The organism is Arthrobacter oryzae, assembly GCF_031454875.1.
Classification (GTDB): domain Bacteria; phylum Actinomycetota; class Actinomycetes; order Actinomycetales; family Micrococcaceae; genus Arthrobacter; species Arthrobacter oryzae_D.
In genome coordinates this window covers 1-20,056 of sequence record NZ_JAVDRQ010000008.1, presented here as the reverse complement: position 1 = coordinate 20,056, position 20,056 = coordinate 1, and the positions used below count along the sequence as shown (strand labels likewise).

At 67.8% G+C, this 20,056-nt stretch carries 16 protein-coding genes; 12 read left to right on the top strand and 4 right to left on the bottom strand.

Annotated features, from left to right (window positions below):
• The 12 genes from cobA (at position 1) to J2805_RS15060 (ending at position 13,636) form a co-directional block, all read left to right on the top strand.
• Positions 1-1,035 carry a uroporphyrinogen-III C-methyltransferase gene (gene cobA / locus J2805_RS15115; RefSeq protein WP_309977620.1) on the top strand — a complete coding sequence of 345 codons (1,035 nt, stop codon included), beginning with the start codon at positions 1-3 and terminating at the stop codon, positions 1,033-1,035.
• A 10-nt stretch (positions 1,036-1,045) separates the two neighbouring features.
• Positions 1,046-2,203: a uroporphyrinogen-III synthase gene (locus tag J2805_RS15110; protein ID WP_309977617.1), complete on the top strand. Its 1,158-nt coding sequence runs from the start codon at positions 1,046-1,048 to the stop codon at positions 2,201-2,203.
• A gap of 165 nt (positions 2,204-2,368) precedes the next feature.
• Complete coding sequence (locus J2805_RS15105; protein WP_309977615.1) at positions 2,369-5,032, top strand: GMC oxidoreductase; 2,664 nt, start codon at positions 2,369-2,371, stop codon at positions 5,030-5,032.
• A 13-nt stretch (positions 5,033-5,045) separates the two neighbouring features.
• Complete coding sequence (locus tag J2805_RS15100) at positions 5,046-7,058, top strand: hypothetical protein (protein ID WP_309977614.1); 2,013 nt, start codon at positions 5,046-5,048, stop codon at positions 7,056-7,058.
• Complete coding sequence (locus J2805_RS15095; RefSeq protein WP_309977612.1) at positions 7,055-8,119, top strand: esterase/lipase family protein; 1,065 nt, start codon at positions 7,055-7,057, stop codon at positions 8,117-8,119. The genes J2805_RS15100 and J2805_RS15095 overlap by 4 nt, the downstream gene beginning before the upstream one ends.
• Positions 8,116-9,084, top strand: a complete 969-nt coding sequence (locus J2805_RS15090) for an acetoacetate decarboxylase family protein (RefSeq protein ID WP_309977610.1) — start codon at positions 8,116-8,118, stop codon at positions 9,082-9,084. Before J2805_RS15095 ends, J2805_RS15090 begins: the two co-directional genes overlap by 4 nt.
• Complete coding sequence (locus J2805_RS15085) at positions 9,081-9,563, top strand: hypothetical protein (RefSeq protein ID WP_309977609.1); 483 nt, start codon at positions 9,081-9,083, stop codon at positions 9,561-9,563. The genes J2805_RS15090 and J2805_RS15085 overlap by 4 nt, the downstream gene beginning before the upstream one ends.
• Positions 9,564-9,591: 28 nt before the next feature.
• A complete protein-coding gene (locus tag J2805_RS15080; protein WP_309977607.1) occupies positions 9,592-10,080 on the top strand; it encodes a hypothetical protein in 489 nt (162 codons plus the stop codon).
• The gene (locus J2805_RS15075) at positions 10,077-11,417 is read left to right on the top strand and encodes a patatin-like phospholipase family protein (protein WP_309977606.1); all 1,341 of its coding nucleotides are present in this window, start codon (positions 10,077-10,079) and stop codon (positions 11,415-11,417) included. Before J2805_RS15080 ends, J2805_RS15075 begins: the two co-directional genes overlap by 4 nt.
• A 214-nt stretch (positions 11,418-11,631) precedes the next feature.
• On the top strand, positions 11,632-12,510 hold the full coding sequence (locus J2805_RS15070; RefSeq protein ID WP_309977604.1) for an FAD-dependent oxidoreductase: 879 nt from the start codon (positions 11,632-11,634) through the stop codon (positions 12,508-12,510).
• Between the two features lie 92 nt (positions 12,511-12,602).
• Positions 12,603-13,334: a deoxyribose-phosphate aldolase gene (gene deoC / locus J2805_RS15065; protein WP_309977602.1), complete on the top strand. Its 732-nt coding sequence runs from the start codon at positions 12,603-12,605 to the stop codon at positions 13,332-13,334.
• Between the two features lie 71 nt (positions 13,335-13,405).
• Positions 13,406-13,636: a hypothetical protein gene (locus J2805_RS15060; protein ID WP_309977600.1), complete on the top strand. Its 231-nt coding sequence runs from the start codon at positions 13,406-13,408 to the stop codon at positions 13,634-13,636.
• 90 nt (positions 13,637-13,726) lie between these two features.
• On the opposite strand, the gene J2805_RS15055 is transcribed toward J2805_RS15060, so the two are convergent.
• From J2805_RS15055 to J2805_RS15040, 4 genes are all read right to left on the bottom strand, one after another.
• Positions 13,727-14,551 carry a metal-dependent hydrolase gene (locus J2805_RS15055; RefSeq protein ID WP_309977598.1) on the bottom strand — a complete coding sequence of 275 codons (825 nt, stop codon included), beginning with the start codon at positions 14,549-14,551 and terminating at the stop codon, positions 13,727-13,729.
• A 4-nt stretch (positions 14,552-14,555) separates the two neighbouring features.
• Positions 14,556-18,233, bottom strand: a complete 3,678-nt coding sequence (mfd, locus tag J2805_RS15050; protein ID WP_309977597.1) for a transcription-repair coupling factor — start codon at positions 18,231-18,233, stop codon at positions 14,556-14,558.
• 126 nt (positions 18,234-18,359) lie between these two features.
• The gene (locus J2805_RS15045; protein ID WP_309977595.1) at positions 18,360-19,241 is read right to left on the bottom strand and encodes an AfsR/SARP family transcriptional regulator; all 882 of its coding nucleotides are present in this window, start codon (positions 19,239-19,241) and stop codon (positions 18,360-18,362) included.
• A gap of 411 nt (positions 19,242-19,652) precedes the next feature.
• On the bottom strand, positions 19,653-20,056 hold a 404-nt coding region (locus J2805_RS15040; protein WP_309977594.1), incomplete at its 5' end, for an S-layer homology domain-containing protein.

The following is a 20,056-nucleotide window of genomic DNA, read 5'->3' as shown; positions in this document are numbered from 1 at the left end:
ATGCAGCTCAGCATTGATCTCACCGGACGTGAAGTCCTGGTCACCGGCTCGGACCACGCCGCACGCCAGGCGGTCCGCCGCTACCAGGCCGCCGGCGCCGTCGTCTACCGCCTCAGCACCCCGCAGGGTGCCGGGCATGACGGCCCGCTGCCCGAGCGTCCTTTCCTCGTCGCAGCGGTCGACGACGGCCAGCCCGGCTGGGACGCGCTGCTGGAACGGTGCCGCGAAACCGGCATCCCCGTTTCGGCGGAACCGGCGGCCGGAGCAGTGGGCCATGTGACCCTGGTGGGCGGCGGCCCCGGCGTCAGTGAGCTGCTCACCGTAGCGGCCGTGAAGGCCCTGCGCGATGCTGATGTTGTCTTCTACGACCGGCTGGCTCCGTACCAGGAGCTGCCGTCCCTGACCTCGGCCGAGCTGGTGGATGTGGGCAAGCAGCCCGGCCACCACAAGGTCAGCCAGGGCGACATCGAGAAGCTCATGGTCGCTTCCGCATTGGAAGGGAACAACGTGGTGCGCCTCAAGGGCGGCGACCCCTACGTGTTCGGCCGCGGCGGCGAAGAAGTGGCAGCCTGCGTGGCAGCCGGTGTACCTGTCAAGGTCATTTCCGGCGTCACCAGCGCCATCTCCGTCCCGGCGGCGGCAGGCATCCCGGTCACTCACCGCGAGGTCAGCCACATGTTCACCGTGGTGTCCGGCCACGCCCCGCTGACCGAGAAGGAGCTCACCCACCTCGCCGGGCTCGGCGGCACCATTGTGGTCCTCATGGGCATCGGGACCCTGCACCACCTGGCGGCCGGCCTCCGCCGCGCCGGCATGAAGGCAGACATGCCGATGGCCGTCGTCGAACGCGGCTACCGCCCCGGCCAGCGCACCACCATCGCCGAACTGGGTACGATTGTCACAGCGGCCGCCGATTGCACTAATCCGGCAGTGCTGGTCATCGGCGAGGTGGTGCGGGTGGCTGAAGCCAACCGCGGGCACGCTGAGGCGGCGGCCGATCTCAACCGCCTCGCAGCGTCACTGATGGGATCGTGAAAGTAACACCATGAGCGCCATAAACACTATTGCCGCCGCATCCGGCCCGCAGGACGCCCCTGCTGCCGACGCCCCCGAGTCGCCCCTGGAGGGGTTCCGGATCGGTGTGACGTCGCACCGGCGTTCCCGGGACCTGATCGAGGCCCTGGAACGGCGCGGAGCCGAGGTGCTGCACGCGCCGGCGCTCAAGATCGCGCCCGTGCAGGAGGACATGCGGCTCATCGACGACACCAAGGCCATCATCGCCGCCAAGCCCGATCTCTGCATCGCCACCACCGCCTACGGCATGCGCCGCTGGTGCGAGGCTGCCGACGCGTCCGGCATCGGAGATGAACTGCTGGAGACCCTCGCGGCGTGCCGGATGTTCGTCCGCGGGCCGAAAGCCCGCGGTGCCGTCCGCGCCGCCGGACTCGCCGACGTCGGAATCAGCAGCGATGAAACCACCGCCACGCTGGTGGACATGCTGCTGAAGGAAGGCGTCCGCGGCAAGACCGTAGCCGTCCAGCTGCACGGCTACACGGACGTCCGCCAGCTGGAGCGCCTCAAGATGTCCGGCGCCACCGTCCTCACCGTTACGCCCTACCGCTGGGTCAAGCCCGACGGCGAGGACAAGCTGCCGCGGCTGATCGAGGCCGCCTGCAGCGGGAACCTGGACGTCCTGACGTTCACCAGTGCGCCGGCCGTCGATGCGATGTGGAGCACCGCCCACGAGATGGGCCTGTACAAGCAGCTTGTCGAAGCCCTCAAGACGACTGTCACCACCGCCGTCGTCGGCCCGATCACGGCGCAGCCGCTGCTCGACGCCGGGCTGTCACCTCTCGTTCCGGAACGCTTCCGGATGGGTGCCCTCATCCGGCTGGTCTGCGAGCACCTTGCCCTGAACCACGTCCGCCGCCTGGACACGCGGTCCGGCAACGTGGAGCTTCGCGGACGATCACTGCGTATTGACGGCGAACCCGTCGAGATGGCCCCGGCACCGCTCCTGCTGCTGCGGGCCCTGCTGGGTGCCGAAGGTGCCGTGCTGTCCCGGGAATCGCTCTCCGACCTGCTGGAACTGCGCGGCTCGGTGCACGCGCTGGACATGACCGTCAGCCGGCTGCGGTCTTCCCTGCCGGACGGCCGGATGGTGGAAACCGTGGTCAAGCGCGGGTACCGGATCCGCGTCTAACTGTTCCGTGCCGGCGCAGCAGCCCCGGAGTCCGTGGACAGACCCGGTCCGCAGTGGGAACATGTCGCTATGGTTTGCGTCTGACCGCCCCGCGGCTATGTCCGCACCCAACAGGTGCGCGGCCGCAGGGGCGTTCTGCGAGTCAGCTCTTCCGAAAGGAATTGCGTGGAACCGGTGGTGCAGGACGACGATGCTCCCGCGGAGTCTGTGGACGCCGTGGTGGTGGGCTCCGGCTTTGGCGGATCGGTAGCGTGCTACCGCTTGGCGGCGGCCGGCCAGTCCGTGGTCCTGATGGAGCGTGGCAGGGCATACCCGCCGGGAAGCTTCGCAAGGACCCCGTCCGAGATGGGGATGAATTTCTGGGACCCGGACAAAGGACTTTACGGGCTGTTTGACGCCTGGACGTTCCGTGGCCTGGAAGGGATCGTCTCCAGCGGCCTGGGCGGCGGTTCCCTCATCTACGCCAACGTGCTGCTGCGCAAGGACGAAAACTGGTTCGTCCAGGACTCCCCCGTCCCCGGCGGAGGCTACGAAAGCTGGCCGTTCAGCCGGCAGGACCTCGATCCCTTCTATGACGCGGCCGAGGCCATGCTCCGCCCGGTGGCCTATCCCTACCAGGACACCCCGAAGACCCTGGCCATGGAAACCGCCGCCCGCGCGCTCGGACTCAGCATCACGCGGCCGCCCATCGCCGTCACCTTCTCCCGAACCCCCGGCTCCGCCCCTGGCAGGAACCAGGCGCTGGAGCCCGCGCCCTACGGAAGCGTCCATGGGGACGGCGCCGTGCGCACCACCTGCACGCTCTCCGGAGAGTGCGATATCGGCTGCAACACCGGCGCCAAGAACACGCTTGACCACAACTACCTTTCCGCGGCCAAGGCCACCGGCGCGGACATCCGGACCTTTCACGACGTCCGCGGCATCAGGCCCCTGCAGGGAGGCGGCTACGAGGTCCGCTACGTCATCCACAATCCCGAAGACGCCGCACCCGGGCTCCTGCAGGAACGGGTGATCCGTTGCCGCCGCCTCGTCCTCGCCGCAGGAACCTTCGGCACCACTTTCCTGCTGCTGCGCAACCGTGCGTCGCTGCCCGGGCTCAGCGCGGCGCTGGGCACGCGGTTCAGTGGCAACGGCGACCTGCTGGGTTTTGTCCTCGACGCAAAGGATCACGACGGCGCCACCCGCACCCTCTCGGGCAGCAGCGGCCCGGTGATCACCACCGCCATTCGCACCGCCGATTCAACCGACGGTGGCGAGGGACGCGGCTACTACATCGAAGACGCCGGCTACCCCTCGTTCATGAACTGGCTCCTGGAGACGGGACAGTTCCGCCAGGTGGCGAAGCGCGCCGGCAAAGTGATGGTCCAGCTCCTCAAGGACAGGCTATTCCAGGCCCAGCGCTCCAACATCTCCGCCGATCTTGCCGCCGCCCTGGGCGACGGCCGGCTCTCGGCGTCGTCCGTACCCCTGCTCGGCATGGGCCGTGACATTCCGGACGGCGTCATGACCCTCCAGGGCGGCCGGCTGGCCATCAACTGGACCCTCGCCACGTCCGCGGCATACTTCGGCCGGATGCAGGCCACGATGCAGGCGATCGCGAAAGAACTGGGCGGCAGCTTCAAACAGAATCCGCTCTGGTGGAGCAAGCGGGTCATCACGGTACATCCGCTGGGGGGTGCCCCGGCCGGCGGGAACATCAGCGAGGGCGTGTGCGATCAGTACGGTGAGGTCTTTGGGTACCCGGGACTGCATGTGATGGATGGCGCGGCGATGCCCGGGCCTGTGGGGGCCAACCCCGCCCTGACCATTGCCGCCTTTGCCGAGCGGGCCTGCCACCGGATCCTGCAGGGAACCGGCGGGGAAAGCACTGAGGGGAAACGGGAGCGGGGCGGGCTGGACGCTGCCGGCTACGCTGCTTCCGACTACGGTCCTGGGCCGCTCCGCGCCCTGGTGCCGGACGCCACCAAAGGTGCCAAGGCGCCGGAGGAAGAACGGACGTATGCCCCGAGCGTCGCCAGCCGCGGGCTCGGGCTGCCGGGGGCCGCGGTGTCCACCGCTAGTGAGGCCCTGCAGGAAGCGGAAATTGAGGAGGAAGCCGAGGCGGCGGCAACCGGGCCAACGTCCGTCAGCTTCACCGAACAGATGCACGGGTGGTTCACCGCCGGAGCGGCAGACCCCGTGACCGGCGGCAGGCTGGGCCGTGACCGCAGCCGCCGGATGATGTTCGAGCTCACCATAGTTGCCGCGGATATTGAGGCTTTTGTCCGGGATCCGCTTCATCCGGCGGCCGCTGAGGGTTATGTCCTGGCCGACCAGTTCGGCGGCCGTCTTCCGGTGGAACGCGGCTGGTTCAACCTCTTCGTCAGGAGCGATGCCGGCCCCGACGGCACGGAAACACACGGCCGAAGGATGCTCTACCGCCTGTGGTTACGCGATCCCGGCGGAACCCCGCTGACGTTCGTGGGCCATAAGGACGTCAGCAACGACCCTGGCTTCGACGTCTGGGCGGACACCACCACGCTGTACGTCACCGTCCTGCGGGGCCACGTTCCCCCCGGCGGTAACCACGTGGACAAAAACCCGTCCGGGGCGGACGTTGCCGGGGCGGGGATGCTGTACATCCGGCCGTGGGATTTCGCCCGCCAGCTGACCACCTTCCGTGCGGCGGGCCCGGCTCCTGCGAGCGCCCTTGCTGCGTTCGGCAGGCTGTTCCTGGGTGAGCTTTGGCAGGTTTATGTCCGTCAGATGAGCCGCCGATCGGCGGGCCGTGTCCCGTCGCCGCTGCGGGCCGGGCTGCGTTCCTCCGGCAAAGTCCCCGGCCGGCGATGAACGGCCACCGGGCATGAAGCGTAGTGAGCTGGCGCAGCACAGCAACGGGCTCGGCTTCACTCCCCGGGACGCCGTGCGCTGGCTGGCACCGGCCCAGCTTGGCAGGACCGCGGTCAGGGTTGTCCTGGCATCCGTCTTTGCCGACTTCGGCGACAAACGCGAACTCGAGGGCGGCTTTCCCCGCTACGAGCTCGACCTGGACCGGCTGCCGGTGGCCGGCCAGCCCGCACAGCCCGTGGTCAGGGACCTTGGACGGCCAGGGCCTCCGGCAGCAGCATCTCCCGAGGACCCGCACGGCCGGGAATCCGGTCAACGCACGGCTGCCGGGGAGGCGGGGACCGCAGCCCTGTGGCTCGATTTCACCGCCGACCTCGGCGACGGCTTTGATCCCACCTACACGCTGGCGTCGCTGTTGGCCGAACCATCGCTCGTCGTCGAGGGGCACGAACTCCAGCGCGGCAAGGTGCTGGTCCTCGGCGGTGACGAGGTGTACCCGGTGGCATCGCCCGCCGCGTACGAGGACCGCATGGTGGGTCCCTACCGCACGGCGCTGCCGGGCGGCCGCTCCCCCGGCAGCGCCGGCGTCATGCTTGCCCTACCCGGCAACCACGACTGGTACGACGGCCTGACATCCTTCATTCGGCTGTTCACCAGGCAACGGAACATCGGCGGCTGGCGAACCATCCAGACGCGAAGCTACTTTGCGCTCCGGCTCACTGGCGGTGAGGATGCACCCGGCTGGTGGCTCGTGGGCCTGGACAGCCAGCTGGGCCAGTACATCGATGAGCCGCAGCTGGACTACTTCTACAACACAGTGACCGCACGGCTGCTGCCAGGCGACGCCATCATCCTGTGCGTGGCGGCCCCGTACTGGGTGCAGGGCGCCGAAGACGCCGATGCGTTCCGCCAGGTGCATTTCTTCGAGCAGGACTACCTCCGCCGCCGCTTCAACAGGCGTGCCGGGACCTTCGAGGCAACCGGGGCGGCTGTGCGGCTGTGGCTAACCGGGGACCTGCACCACTACTCGCGCTATGAGGAAACGACGCCCGGGGCAGAGAGTGAAGGGGGCCAGGGGGCCGCCGACCCGCGCAGGAGCCAGCTCATCACCTGCGGCCTGGGCGGCGCTTTCCTGGCGGACGCGCAAGGGCTCCCCGGTGAGCTGACGCTTCCCGCCCCAGCACAGTCCTCAGCCGCGGTGCCGGACACGGGTACGGCGCCGGACCCGGGTTTCGCGGGGCCGGGAAGGCGCTTCGTCCTGTCGCCCGGGACGTTTCCCGGCCGGGCCGAGTCCCGGCGCCTCCGCGGACGCTTGGCCAATCCCCTCTCGCCGTTCTGGCTCCCCGCACGGAACCCGGGGTTCGGCTCGGCGATCGGCACGGTGCACGTGGTGGCTGCACTTACGCTCTGGACCGTCTTCAGTGCGTTCCGCGGCCTGTCCTTCGTGGAGAGCCTGCTCAGCCTCAGGGCAGGCAATACGGTTCTCCTCGTGCTGACCGTCGTGGCAGTCCCCCTGGTGTTGCTTTTGCTGCTGTCCACGGTCGGTACCGCACTCGGCCTCGCACGGGATCCGCGGGAAACCGGCGCGGGGTTCACCGTTGCCCGCGGCGCGCTCTGGCAGCTTTCGGCACTCGCGGCGGGGATCGCCGTCGTACTCCTGATCCCCTGGCCCGGGGACTGGCCGCCTTTCCTGACGTTGGGGCTGGTGCTCAGCATCATCTATCTTGCTGGTTTCACGGCAGGCAGCGAGGCCTTCGCCTTCTTCATCCTGGGCACGCCCGGCGGGGAAGTGGCCGCGTGGGCAATGTCCGGCCAGGCAATAGAGGACCACAAAGGCTTCCTGCGGATCCGGATTGCCGCCGACGGCACGCTGACGGTCTACCCGGTGGCAGTGGACCGCATCTGCCGGGAATGGGACCTGGCACCCACCGGCGACGGCGGACTCCGCCCGGTGCCGGCGGACGGGCTCCCGCCGCTCCGGCTTTTCGAGCCGCCGGTGACCATCGGCAGAGAGGGATTCCCGCAATGAACCGCCCCCGCGCCATCACCCGGGCGGACCACATCACCGACGTGATCCCGTTCGCGGCCGGTGACGGGACGCCGCTGACCCTGGTCCATGTCACCTCCGCCGTGCCGCCTGACGCCGGAGCCCCGGACAAAGGGCCGGTGCTGCTGGTCCACGGTGCCGGAGTCCGGGCCGAGCTGTTCCGCCCGCCGCTGCCCCGGACGCTCGTGGATGCCCTGCTGGAGGACGGCTGGGACGTCTGGCTCCTGAACTGGCGGGCGTCCATCGACTTTGAGCCGCTCTCCTGGACACTCGCGGACGCGGCGGTATACGACCACCCCGCCGCCGTCGACCACGTCCTGAAACTGACCGGCGCCGAAAGCCTGAAGGCGGTCATCCACTGCCAGGGCTCGGTTTCCTTCACCATGGCGGCCGCGGCCGGCCTCCTCCCCCGGGTGGACACGGTGGTCTCCAACGCAGTGTCCCTGCATCCCGTGATTCCGCTGTGGTCGGTCGTGAAAATCACATATCTGGCGGAACTGCTGAAGCCGTTCACCCCGTACCTCTCCCCGGCGTGGGGCTACAAGTCCAACGGGTACTTCTCCCGGGTCCTCAGGTCCATGGTCAAGGCCACCCACCATGAATGCGACAACCTGGTCTGCCGGCTGGTGAGCTTCACCTACGGCAGCGGGCGGCCCGCGCTGTGGTCGCACGAGAACTTGGACGAGGCCACACACAACTGGCTCAGCGGGGAGTTTGCCGAGGTCCCGTTCACGTTCCTGTCCGAGATGGGCCACAGCGTGCTGGCCAGGCGCATTGTGGCTGCCGGGAACCACCCTCAACTGCCGGCGAACTTCCTGGCCGACGCCCCGCAGACGGACGCCAGGTTCTCGTTCCTGGCGGGGCGGAACAACCGGTGCTTCCTGCCCGAAAGCCAGGAGCGGACCTTCAGCTTCTTCCAAGGCCACCGTCCCGGCAAGGACTCGCTGCATCTGTTGTCCGGCTACGGGCATCTGGACGTCTTCTTCGGCGCCCGCGCCTGGGCGGACACCTATCCCATCATCATCAAGGAGCTGAACAGATGAACAGACTCATCGCGCTGGCTGCGTCCTTACTGAGGCTGGTGCCCTCCCCGGTGCCGCGCCGCCAGGAGCGCCTGCGCGGACAGCATGCCACGGTGGACGGCATCAAGTACTCCATGCCGGTCAATTCCGATGACTCCCCGGTGCTGATGGCCGCGTTCCCCATCAACAAGCGGGCCGCGGCGGCCGTCCTGCCGGGCACGGAACTGCGGCCGTTCAGCCTCGGCGGCAAGGGGCTGCTGGTAGTCACCGTGGTGAACTACAGGTCCACGGATATCGGCAAGTACATCGAATACTCCCTGGCGATCGCCGTGACGCACGGGTCCCGGGCCGTACCTCCGCTCCTGCCGCTCGTCTTCCAGAAGACCTTCGGGCTGGGCCAGTACGTGGTGGACCTGCCCGTTAGCACCGAGGTCTCCGTCAAAGGCGGCAAGGGCATCTGGGGCATGCCCAAGCACCAGGCCAACCTGGATTTTGTGGTCACCGACAACGCGGTATCCGCGCAGTACGACGACGGCGGCACGCTGGGCTGTTTCATCGAGATCGAGCGCCCCAGGCCGATGGGCCTCCCGCTCAAACTCGCCGCCTCCAACTACTGCGCCTTCCGCGGGATGCTGATGAAATCGGACATCTACTTCGAAGCCACCGGGGACATTGCGCTGGGAAGCGACGCAAAGGCCCGGCTGGTACTCGGTGACGCCCCGGGCGTGGCCGCCCTGAAGTCCCTCCAGCCGGCCGCCAAACCGGTGTTCACCGCGTACCTCCCCGAAGCCCACGGAGTCCTGGACGACCATTTCGAGGCGTGGTTCCTGACCGCCGCAACCCCCGAGGATGCCGCCCGGATCCCGGGCGGTGACCCGCTGGATTCGGTGGTGGGGCTGGGCCAGGGCCAGGAATGGCTGCCCGCACCGGACCGGAGCGAGACGGCCCGCGGGCAAGGCAGCACCCGCAGCGGGGGCGCGCCGTGAACTGGCTCCTGCTGCTGAACGCCCTGTATTTCCTGTTCGGCGCCACCATGTATGTGGGCACCATGTGGGTCCTGAAATTCTTTCTCTACCCCACGTGGGAATCCCTGGACCGCGGCAACGTGGACATGCACTTCGGCATCCCCACCCGCCAGGCCACCAAGTTCTTCACCGTGGTGGTGCCGCCCATGTTCATCTCCGGCATCATCCTGGCCTGGACGGAATGGGGCACTGTCCGGCTTATCCCGGCGGCGCTCTGCCTCGTCGGGATCATCGTCCTTACGGTGGTGGGCCAGGCCATGATCATTCCCGTCAATATCAGGATCCGCGGCGGAGACTTCGCCGACGACGCCGAACTGCGTTCCCTGCTTCGCCGGTGGATGCTACTCAACGACATCCGCTTCTACGTCTCCACGCTAACCTGGCTGGCCATCGTCTGGCTGCTGGTGGACCGGGGCCGGCTGTGGGAGGCGTTCGCATGAGCCAGGCGAAGCATAAGCGGGGCGCAGCATGAGCGGCCAAGCCCGTCCGTCCGGGACACACGTCCCCGGCATCGGTACTTGGATCGCGGCTGATCCGCTCCGCGCGCTCCTGGCCGCGATCGCCGTTGTCACTGTCTTTTCCGGCGCCGTGCAGATACCGTTCGGCGGCACCGTCCTGGCGCTGCTCGGAGCGGAGCCGACGACGGCGGCGCGCCAGCTGTTCGCGACAGTGGGCATGTTCATGGTGGTGGTGGGCGGGCTCCTGCTGCATACACTGCTGCGCCCCAAGCCGGCCCCGGAGGTGGTCCTGTGGTCCGGCATTCAGAAGGCGGGGGCCTGCGCAGCCGTCGCGGTCGGTGTCCTGAACGGCGTGTTCGCGGCGGTGGCGCTGGCGGTGGCGGCCTTTGACCTGGCGACGGCGGCACTCTGTCTGATCTACCTGCGCCGCATCTACTGGGAAAACGGCGCCCGTGACCACGGGACCGGAACTGCGACCGGAGCGGGGACGCGACCATGAAGCGCTCCCTGGTCCTGGCCGGCGGCGGAATGCGCGTCGCCTGGCAGGCCGGAGTGGTGCGGGCGCTGGCTGAAGAGGGGCTGCACTTTGACCACGTGGACGGCACGTCCGGCGGCATCCTGACCGCGGGAATGCTGCTCTCCGGGGTCTCGCCGGAGGAGATGTGCCGCAACTGGTCCGGAGTCAACGTCAAAGACTTCGGCTCGGCGCTGCCGCCGGGCGATTATATGAAAGGGCCGTGGTCACTTCCGGCAATCGGCGACGCCGACGGCCTGCTCGGCAAGGTGTTCCCTGCCCTCGGGATCGACGACGGCGAGGTCCGGCGCCGCGCCGCCCTGCCGGGCGCCGTCGAAGGCACCTTCAACGTGGTGGAGTTCACCGAGAAGCGCTGCCATGCCATCGACGCGCGTGACGTGGATGCCGAACTCATGGCGGCGGGCATGTCGCTGCCCATCTTCCTCACCCCGCTGCGGCGCGACGGGAAAATCTGGACGGATGCAGTCTGGGTCCGGGACGCCAACGTGGTCGAGGCCCTCCGCCGCGGGGCCGATGAGGTGTGGCTGGTCTGGTGCATCGGAAACACCGGATACTGGGGCGACGGTCCGCTGGAGCAATACGTCCATATGATCGAGATGAGCGCCATGGGCGCCCTCCTGTCCGATTTCGAAGCCGCGCAGGCGGCGGGCCGGGACTTCACCCTCCACGTGGTCAGGCCGGAGAACCCGCTGCCGCTGGATCCGGAGTTTTACCTGAATCGGATCGATGCGGACACCCTGATCGCCATGGGCTACCGGGACGCCCGCGGCTACCTCAAGGGGATGACCGCTGAAGGCCTCCCCCACGACGCCTCCTGCACGGCCATGGCGGAGCCGCCCGCGGGGATCCGGTTCACCGAGCGGTTCAGCGGCGGGGACGTTCGCCTCACCGTCACGGTGGCCCTGCCCCTCGACCCCTCAGCAGCGCCGCCCACGCTCACCGGTTTCCTTGACCACGCTCCTTTCGGACCGAGGGTTTTCCTGGCGGGCGGACGCGTGGATATCCGGGGCGGGTCGGTGAATTACCGGGCTTCCGTCCGTGCGGGAGGCGCATGGCACCGCCTGTCCCTGGCCAGGGTCTTCCACAACGGTCCGGGGCCGGATGCCTGGGAGGACACCAGGCAGGCCAGGCTCACTGTGGGTTCGCTGCTGGACATTCCCGTCGCCATGGGCCTGGCGGACGCGGCGGCCCTTATAGCCTCCGTGGAGCCAGCGGGCGTCCACGGCCCCGGCGACCGGGCAGCGGTTGTGGCGAAAGTGGCCGCGGGAGGACTCCGGGAGGCGTTCCGCCGCTACGGCTGATGCTGTTGGCCAGGGGTACGGCGGACCGCGGAAGGTTAATGTGAGGCGGGACACATGAGATGAATACGTTTGTTGCTGGCTGGTAAACAGCAGCGAACATACAGGGATATTCCGGCAACAGCCGGGAAACACCCGCGAAAAACCGCAAGCCTACGCTGGATTCCACTACCAACACCAGGCCAAACCAGGGCCTCACCAGCGAAAGGGCCTTCACATGTCCGCTTCGGCACCGTCCATCTCCTCCTCCGGCACGTTCCAGTCGTCGTCCCCCCTGCCCCGGGTGGTCATCGCCGGCGCCGGGCCGGCCGCCCGTGCCCTGGTGAGCCAGCTGGACCGGTCCCGCTTCGCCGGCAGCATCACCGTCCTCAGCAACCGCGACGACGCCCCGTCCGAACTCCTGGAGCTCGCGGCGCTGCCGCAGGTTTCCATCCGATTCGGCCAGCCGGCCAGCTTCATCGATGCGGACCACCGGATGGTGGCCACCGCTGACGGCATGGAATTCAGTTACGACCAGCTGGTAATTGCCACCGGCTCTGCCCCCGCCCTGGCTCCGGTGGACGGCGCCGGCCGCTGCCTCAGCTACTCCACCATCGACGACGCCGCCCGGATCGGTGACGCCGTCAAGGAAGTCACCCGGGTCCTTGGCCGGAGGCCGTTGGGGATCCTGGTGGGAACCGGCCTCGAGGCGGGTCAGGCGGAAGCGGTGCTCCGGGCACGCGGTGTACGCCCCATCCGCACCACGCTCCGTCCGGCCGGGATAGTCCCGACGCTGGCCGGTTCCGTCCTTCCCGCCGCCGGGATTGTCTTCGACGACGGCAGCAGCATGAACGGCGACCTGGTGGTCCTCGCCGAGGGCAGGGTGGCACGGAACGGACTGGCAGCCAGCGCGGGGCTTGAGACCGCAGAGAACGGCGGGATTGCCATCGGCCAGGACTTCCGGACATCCGTTCCGGGCATCTGGGCCATCGGCGATGCTGCCTCCTTCGACGGCGTCCGCCTCGGGCTCCTGGTGGCGTCCGGCTCGGCGGCGGGCGCCTGCGCGGCCCAGCTCATGCAGGCCACCGTGCAGGAAGCCGTCCCCGCTGCCGCCTAGCGCCGTTGTGGCAAGATGGTCACCTGAGAAGCCACGCAGAACACGGAGCCTGTTGCCCACGAGGCCCCGCAGGCCCACCAGGAAGGACCACCATGAGCAACGAAGCCACCGCGGCCGGCATGCCTGACGCCGCCGCAGCCGGGACCACCGCACCGGCAGAAATAGCCTCCTTCATCGACCACACGCTACTGAAGCCGGAGGCCAGTGAAGCGGAGATCCTCAAGGTCTGTTCCGAAGCCGCCGAGTACCATTTCAAATCCGTCTGCGTGAACCCGGTGTGGGTCAAGACCGTCACCACCGCCCTTAAGGGCTCAGGCGTCCTGACGTGCTCGGTGGTGGGCTTCCCGCTGGGTGCCACTCCCACCGACGTCAAGGCTTTCGAAGCCCGGGGCGCCGTGCTGGACGGCGCCGACGAGGTGGACATGGTGATCAACATTGCGGCGGCCCGCGCCGACGACAAGGGCGCCCTGGTGGACGACATCCGGGCCGTCGCCGAGGCTGTCCACGGCGGAGAGGCCATCCTGAAAGTGATCATCGAAACCGCGCTGCTCAGCGATTCCCAGAAGGTCCTTGCCTGCGAAGCGGCCGTGGAAGCCGGAGCGGACTTCGTGAAGACCTCCACGGGATTCAACGGCGGCGGCGCCACGGTTGAGGACGTGGCCCTCATGCGCCGTACGGTGGGTCCGGATGTCGGCGTCAAGGCCTCCGGCGGCGTGCGTTCGCTGGCCGACGCTCAGGCTATGATTGCTGCAGGTGCAACACGTATTGGCGCCAGCTCCGGCATCGCGATCGTCAAGGGCGAACAGGGTTCGTCCGCGTACTGACAGATCCGGCAGCGCCACAGTTTTTGAGCCCTTCGGGGCGTTTTGAGCCCTGCGGGGCCGAGGAGGAATGAATGTCCAAGACCGTTGATAGCCCCAAGACCCCTCAGAACGAGAACAGCCTTGCAGCCAGCATCGTCATTTTCGTCATTATGATGGCCCTGTTCCTCGGCTCCATCTACTCGCTGTCGTTCCTCACGCTGGGCAACCCGTGGCCGATGGCTGTGTGCCTGGGCCTCTTCGCCGCAGCGTTCTGGATCCCGCAGACCGTCCTGGGCCGTTCGGATTCGGCCGGCGAGCACTAGGACCCACGCGTTAAACGGCTGAAGCCCCCGGATTCCGAGGGCTTCAGCCGTTTAACCGGCCAGCCGTTGCAGCGCTGGCAAGGCCCGCAGCTAACCTGCGCCGAACAGGCCGCTCACCAGGGTGCTGCCGAACGCAAGGGCCGCCGGGTAGTGCGACTTGGCCAGCGCCCAGGCCGCCACGCACATTCCCACCATGGCGTAGGCGCTCACCGGGATCAGCACGAGCCATTCCCGCTTGGAGCCGGCTCGCCCCAGCAGCGGAAGGGAAAATGCGCCGTTCGCCTTCCAGATGTCGTTGAGCACCGGCAGCTTCCGGAGGAATTTGGGCGGCTTGATCACGATCGGCCACAGCAGCGGCACTCCCCCGGTGGTGATCATGTCTCCCACGATGTGGACCACCACGCCGGTCAGCATCGAGATGGGCAGCCACGTCCACTGGTCCGGGGCGAACCAGGTCACCAGTCCGGCCATGACCAGGGCAAAGAGCCAGTTACTGATGAAGCCGGCCTTCGGGAACAGCTTGAGCGCCTTCGCGGCGATATTGATCATGAACATGCAGAGCAGGCCCGCGCCCACCGACAGCAGCCCCCAATCCGTCTGCAGCTGGATCTGCCCGGCGAGGGTGGCCAGCAACACGAAAAAAGCCGCCCCGAGCACCGAGTGCGTGCCCTGCCGGTGCCCGCCGCTGGCGTTTTCAATGCCCACGGCAATGACGTTGGACAGCGGCGGCAGCGAGTTGGCCACCGTGCTGTGGCGGTGGTCCCAGTCGCACACAAGCGCCGTTCCCGCCGTCGCCATGCCGCCGATCAGTATTCCGGTGGCGTCCAGCGGGTACCAGCCCAGGGTGTACGGCCCCGTGGATGCAATAGCTACCCACGCCGCGGCTCCCGACGCGGCGTGATGTCCTCCCATCATTCGTTTAGCTCCCCGTCTGCGAGACAGAGAGCGGCGCGTCGGAGAAGATGTTCCGGATCACGCCGTTGGCCCATTCCAGGATCTCGGCGTCCTGCAGGTCCCGGCCGCCGATTTTGGCGGTCTTCGGCTTGGGAATGAGCACCGCGTCGAGGGCAGGCTTGGACTGCGCGCCGGGGTACATGCGGTTGAGCCGCATGGTCTTCGATTCGGGCAGCTGCGCGGGCGAGAACCTGATGAAGTTTCCCTGCAGGGCGACGTCGGACAGCCCGGCTTCGCGGGCTCCCACCCGGAAGCGGGCGACGGCGATCAGGTTCTGGGCGGGCAGCGGCGGCTCGCCGTAACGGTCCACGAGTTCGGCCAACACCTCGTCGATGGCCTCGTTCGTGAGGGCGGCAGCCAGTTTGCGGTAGGCCTCGAGGCGCAGGCGCTCGCCGGGCACGTAGTCGTGCGGCAGGTGGGCGTTGACGGGCAGTTCGATCTTCATCTCCGCGGCCTTCTCCTCGGCCTCGCCGCGGAAGTCCGCCACCGCCTCACCAACGAGGCGGATGTAGAGGTCGAAGCCCACACCCTGGATATGGCCGGACTGTTCGCCGCCGAGCAGGTTGCCGGCGCCGCGGATTTCAAGGTCTTTCATGGCCAGCTGCATGCCGGCACCGAGCTCGTTGTGCGTGGCCACAGCCTTGAGCCGTTCCAGGGCCACCTCACCCAGGGGCTTCTCCGACGGGTACAGGAAGTACGCGTAGGCGCGTTCGCGGCCGCGGCCCACGCGTCCGCGCAGCTGGTGGAGCTGGGACAGGCCGTACTTGTCCGCGCCGTCCACGATCAGGGTGTTGGCATTGGAAATGTCCAGGCCGGTTTCGATGATGGTGGTGCACACCAGGACGTCGAAGCGCTTCTCCCAGAAGTCCACGATGATCTGCTCGAGGCGGCTTTCGGACATCTGGCCGTGGGCCACCTCCACGCGGGCCTCCGGGACCAGTTCCCGGATCTTCGCTGCCGTGCGGTCGATGGTGGACACCCGGTTGTGGACGAAGAACACCTGGCCTTCGCGCATCAGCTCGCGTCGGATCGCCGCGGAGGTCTGCTTGTCCGTGTAGGGGCCCACGTACGTCAGCACAGGGTGCCGTTCCTCGGGCGGAGTGGCCAGCGTGGAGGTCTCGCGGATCCCGGTCAGCGACATTTCCAGGGTGCGCGGAATCGGGGTGGCGCTCATGGCCAGGACGTCCACGTTGGTGCGCATCTTCTTGAGCGCCTCCTTGTGTTCGACGCCGAAGCGCTGCTCCTCATCCACGATCACCAGGCCGAGGTCCTTGAAGCCGAAGTCCTTGGACAGCAGCCGGTGCGTGCCGATTACGACGTCCACGGATCCGCTCTTGACGCCGTCAGCGGTTTCCTTGGCCTCCTTGCCGCTCTGGAAGCGGGACAGCGGCCTGACGACCAGCGGGAAACCGGAGAACCGTTCGGTGAAAGTCTCGTAGTGCTGCTGGGCGAGCAGCGTCGTGGGTACCAGCACGGCCACCTGTTTGCCGTCCTGCACGGCCTTGAACGCTGCGCGGACCGCGATCTCGGTCTTGCCGTAGCCGACGTCGCCGGAGATCAGCCGGTCCATCGGGATCTCACGCTCCATGTCGGCCTTGACCTCGTTGATTGTGGTCAGCTGATCCGGAGTCTCCACGTACGGGAAGGCCTCCTCCAGTTCCCGCTGCCACGGGGTGTCCGGGCCGAAAGCGTAGCCGCGGGAGGCCATCCGGGCCGAGTAGAGCCGGATCAGCTCGCCGGCAATCTCCTTGACCGCCTTGCGGGCCTTGGACTTGGTACTCGCCCAGTCCGCGCCGCCCATCTTGCTCAGCGCCGGAGTATCGCCGCCCACGTAGCGGGTGACCTGGTCCAGCTGGTCGGTGGGAACAAAGAGCCGGTCGCCGGGAGCCCCGCGTTTGGACGGCGCGTACTCCAGGACCAGGTACTCGCGGACGCCGTCGCCGCCTCCCGCCACCTTGCGCTGGATCAGCTCCACGAACCGGCCGATGCCGTGCTGTTCGTGCACCACAGAGTCCCCGGCAACGAGCTGCAGCGGGTCCACGGCATTCCGCCGTTTGGACGGCATGCGCCGCATGTCCTTTGTCGAACCCGCGGACGTGCGTCCCAGCAGGTCCGCCTCCGTCAGCAGGCCCAGTTTGAGCCCGTCCAGGACAAAACCGCGTCCGACGGCGGCGGTGGTCACCTCGATGAGGCCCGCCTGCGGTTCGTCATTCAGCGAGTCCACCCGGGCACACGGGATGTCGGCGTCGTGGAAAAGTTCGGCCAGCCGCTGGGCCGGCCCGGGGCCTTCCGTGGCAACCACGATGCGCCACTGGTCCCGGACATGCGAGCCGATGAACTCCATCATCTCCGCCACGTCGCCCTGGTAGCCGCGGGGCTCGCGGGCGTGCAGGTTGAGCACGTTGATGTCCGGCGTCAGCTCTTCGTCGGTGGCCAGCGAGGTGATGGACCACCACGAGACTTCCTGGCCAAGGGCGGAGCTCCGGGTGTCCGTCAGGGAGCGGAAGCTGGCCGAATGCAGGGCAGCCGAGGCCTGCGAGCTCAGATCCAGAGGTGCCGTGCCGCCGTCCGACGCCGTGGACCATGCCGCTTCCAGGAATTCCTCGTTGGTCGCGGCGAGGTCGTGGGCGCGGGTGCGGACCTTTTCCGGCTCGATCACCACCGAGATGGACCCGGCGGGCAGCTGTTCCACGAAGGGCACCATGGCATCCACCAGGACGGGAGCCAGCGATTCCATGCCCTCCACCGCGATGCCGCCGGCGATCTTCTCCAGCATGTCCGCAGCGGCGGGCAGCTGTGCCTTCAGTGTCGCGGCCCGGGACATGACGGACGGGGTGATCAGGATTTCGCGGCACGGCGGGGCATTCAGTTCCGTGGGGTGGTGCAGGCCGGGCGAGGACAGCGAGCGCTGGTCGGCAACGGCGAACCAGCGCATCTGGTCCACCTCGTCGCCGAAGAACTCCACCCGGATAGGGTGGTCCTCGGTGGGCGGGAAGACGTCCAGCATGCCGCCGCGGACGGCGAATTCGCCGCGGCGGGAAACCATGTCCACGCGGGCGTAGGCGGCGTCGGCCAGGCTCTTGACGACGCTGCTGAAGGGAGCTTCCTGGCCCACCTTCAGTGTTACGGGCATCAGATCGCCCAAGCCGGCCACGATCGGCTGCACCACGGCGCGGACCGGAGCCACCACCACTCGGATCGGCCCTCCCGAGGCCGTCTTGGGGTGCGCCAGCCTGCGCAGCACGGACAGGCGGCGGCCCACGGTGTCCGAGCGCGGGGACAGCCGCTCATGGGGAAGGGTCTCCCAGCTCGGGAATTCAACCACCGAGTCGGTCGGCAGGTAGGCCCGCAGGGCTGCGGTGAGGTCTTCCGCTTCCCGTCCGGTGGCGGTGACGGCCAGCACCAGGGGCGCTCCGCCGTCGTCGTTGATTCCCTCAGAGGCCGCGCGCTGGACGGTGAGCGCCGCCAGGCCGTCGGACATTTCCGCCAGCAGTGCCGCGCGCAGGCCGGCCGGTGCGCTGATCTGGTAGTCCTCGCTGCGGGATCCAAAGCTCCTGGAGGCTTCGGCCTGCACCCGGGCGAAGGTCTTGTCTCCGGCGAGCGCGCGGCGCAGGCCTGTGAGTGACGGGCCGTTGAGGCTCATGGCGGAAGCTCCTGAATGATCACGGGAATGCAGGCAACACGAAGACCCGAAATTCGCGAGAATCCCGGGTCTTCCCAGCCTACCGCGAGCGCGGAGCGGTGAGTACGTCAGTGAGCCGTGCGTGCGTCAGACAGCGGCGCGGGCCCTTTGGAGGAAGGAGTCCACGATGCGCCCGGCGTGCTCGCGGGTAAGCCCGCCTGCGGACCGGGACGGCTGCCGGCGTCCGCTCAGGGTCTCCCCCAGGTACAGCAGCGCGGCCATGACTTCCGAAAGTTCCACATCCGCCTCCGCGTGCTGGCGCAGGAGCCTCAGGTGCGCAGCCTGCAGCGCCGGCCCCGGAGCGCAGCCGAGGTCACGGTCAAAGATCCGCCGGCAGCGGGCGTACGCGGACAATCCTTCGGCCGGCAGCCCGGCCAGTTCGTAGGCCGTAACCAGCACTGTCCATGCCCGCTCGTTGAGGGGATCGGATGCCACGGCTGTCTGCGCCAGGCGGACTGATTCCGTAGGCCTGTTCAGCAGGGCGGCCGTTTCCGCGGCATGGATCTGGGCAGCCACCCTCTCGGCCAGATGCCGGGTCCTCGCCTCATCGGCCCAGTCCGCGGCCAGTTCTGAACCCAGCAGCGGAGCGGCGGACAGGTCCAGCGCCTCGGTCAGCAGGGGGTAAGCCTCCTCGGGAGAAGCGTGGGCGGCATTTCCGATCAGGCGCCGGAATGTGAACAGGTCCAGGTCAACCAGCTCCGGATCCAGGACGTAGCCTCCGTTGGCTGTGCGGAGCGGGCCGTTCTTGGTGTTGCCCGGCTGGATCGCGCGGCGGATACCGCTGACATAGCTTTCCAGTGTTGCGACGGTTCCACCCCCTGCGCCGGAGCCCCAAAGAATTTCGATGATCCGGCTCTTGGAGACGGGACTGCCCAAGTTCAGCAGCAGTATCTCGAGAATGTGCCGCGGCTTGCATCCGCCCATATCGACGGCAGACAATGGCGCACCGTTGCGCCGGACCTCGAACATGCCAAACAGTCGAACAGATATGCACTTTGATGGTTCAGGAGTATTCCCCACGATTTTCTCCATTATTTCCCCTGGCCAGCGAAGCTGGCCGATGCCTCCCGGTCGGATGAACCAGCGGTGCGATGCTGTTCGTTCCGGCTTTCCAAAACCACCGTGACACGGGTGGAGGGGCCCACAAAGCGATCCGCCTACCTGTCTTTGCGTAGGGGAAAAGACACGTACACCTGTCCTTACCGGCGGGTAGGGTGGCCGCGGCCGGGTGAGTACGCGGAACCGCCAACCAAGTAATGGCTGAGCCAGGAGTGACACACGAGCAAGTACTGCACAGATGGCGTATAAAGCGATGAATTACACACAAAGACAGGCCCCGGCTACCCGGGGCCTGTCTTTGCTATACGAGCAGCGAGGGTGTCAGCCGGCCGTCGGGTTGCTCATCCGGTAAAGGAAAGCCGCCATCTGGTCGCGGTTGATCTTCTCGCCGGCACGGTAGGTTGCCGTGTTGTCCGGGCCCGGCCAGCCGGCGGAGATGCCCTGGTCAGCCAGCCACGCGATTTCCTTGTAGAAGGTGTGGCTGGTGGGGACATCCGTGAACGGCGAGACCGCAGGTGCCGTGTAATCGGTGGTGCCGCTCATCCGGTAAAGGAAGGCTGCCATCTGGTCCCGGTTGATGGATTCCGCGGGCCGGAAGGTTGCCGTGTTGTTGGCACCGGGCCAGCCGTTGGAGATGCCCTGGTCAGCCAGCCACGCGATTTCCTTGTAGAAGGTGTGGCTGGTGGGGACATCCGTGAACGGCGAGACCGCAGGTGCCGTGTAAT

What these genes read in the sequence shown, in the direction of transcription:
- cobA (WP_309977620.1), top strand. Translation starts at nt 1, where the DNA reads ATGCAGCTCAGCATTGATCTCACCGGACGTGAAGTCCTGGTCACCGGC.
- J2805_RS15110 (WP_309977617.1), top strand. Translation starts at nt 1,046, where the DNA reads ATGAGCGCCATAAACACTATTGCCGCCGCATCCGGCCCGCAGGACGCC.
- J2805_RS15100 (WP_309977614.1), top strand. Translation starts at nt 5,046, where the DNA reads ATGAAGCGTAGTGAGCTGGCGCAGCACAGCAACGGGCTCGGCTTCACT.
- J2805_RS15095 (WP_309977612.1), top strand. Translation starts at nt 7,055, where the DNA reads ATGAACCGCCCCCGCGCCATCACCCGGGCGGACCACATCACCGACGTG.
- J2805_RS15090 (WP_309977610.1), top strand. Translation starts at nt 8,116, where the DNA reads ATGAACAGACTCATCGCGCTGGCTGCGTCCTTACTGAGGCTGGTGCCC.
- J2805_RS15080 (WP_309977607.1), top strand. Translation starts at nt 9,592, where the DNA reads ATGAGCGGCCAAGCCCGTCCGTCCGGGACACACGTCCCCGGCATCGGT.
- J2805_RS15075 (WP_309977606.1), top strand. Translation starts at nt 10,077, where the DNA reads ATGAAGCGCTCCCTGGTCCTGGCCGGCGGCGGAATGCGCGTCGCCTGG.
- J2805_RS15070 (WP_309977604.1), top strand. Translation starts at nt 11,632, where the DNA reads ATGTCCGCTTCGGCACCGTCCATCTCCTCCTCCGGCACGTTCCAGTCG.
- deoC (WP_309977602.1), top strand. Translation starts at nt 12,603, where the DNA reads ATGAGCAACGAAGCCACCGCGGCCGGCATGCCTGACGCCGCCGCAGCC.
- J2805_RS15060 (WP_309977600.1), top strand. Translation starts at nt 13,406, where the DNA reads ATGTCCAAGACCGTTGATAGCCCCAAGACCCCTCAGAACGAGAACAGC.
- J2805_RS15055 (WP_309977598.1), bottom strand. Translation starts at nt 14,551, where the DNA reads ATGATGGGAGGACATCACGCCGCGTCGGGAGCCGCGGCGTGGGTAGCT.
- mfd (WP_309977597.1), bottom strand. Translation starts at nt 18,233, where the DNA reads ATGAGCCTCAACGGCCCGTCACTCACAGGCCTGCGCCGCGCGCTCGCC.
- J2805_RS15045 (WP_309977595.1), bottom strand. Translation starts at nt 19,241, where the DNA reads ATGTTCGAGGTCCGGCGCAACGGTGCGCCATTGTCTGCCGTCGATATG.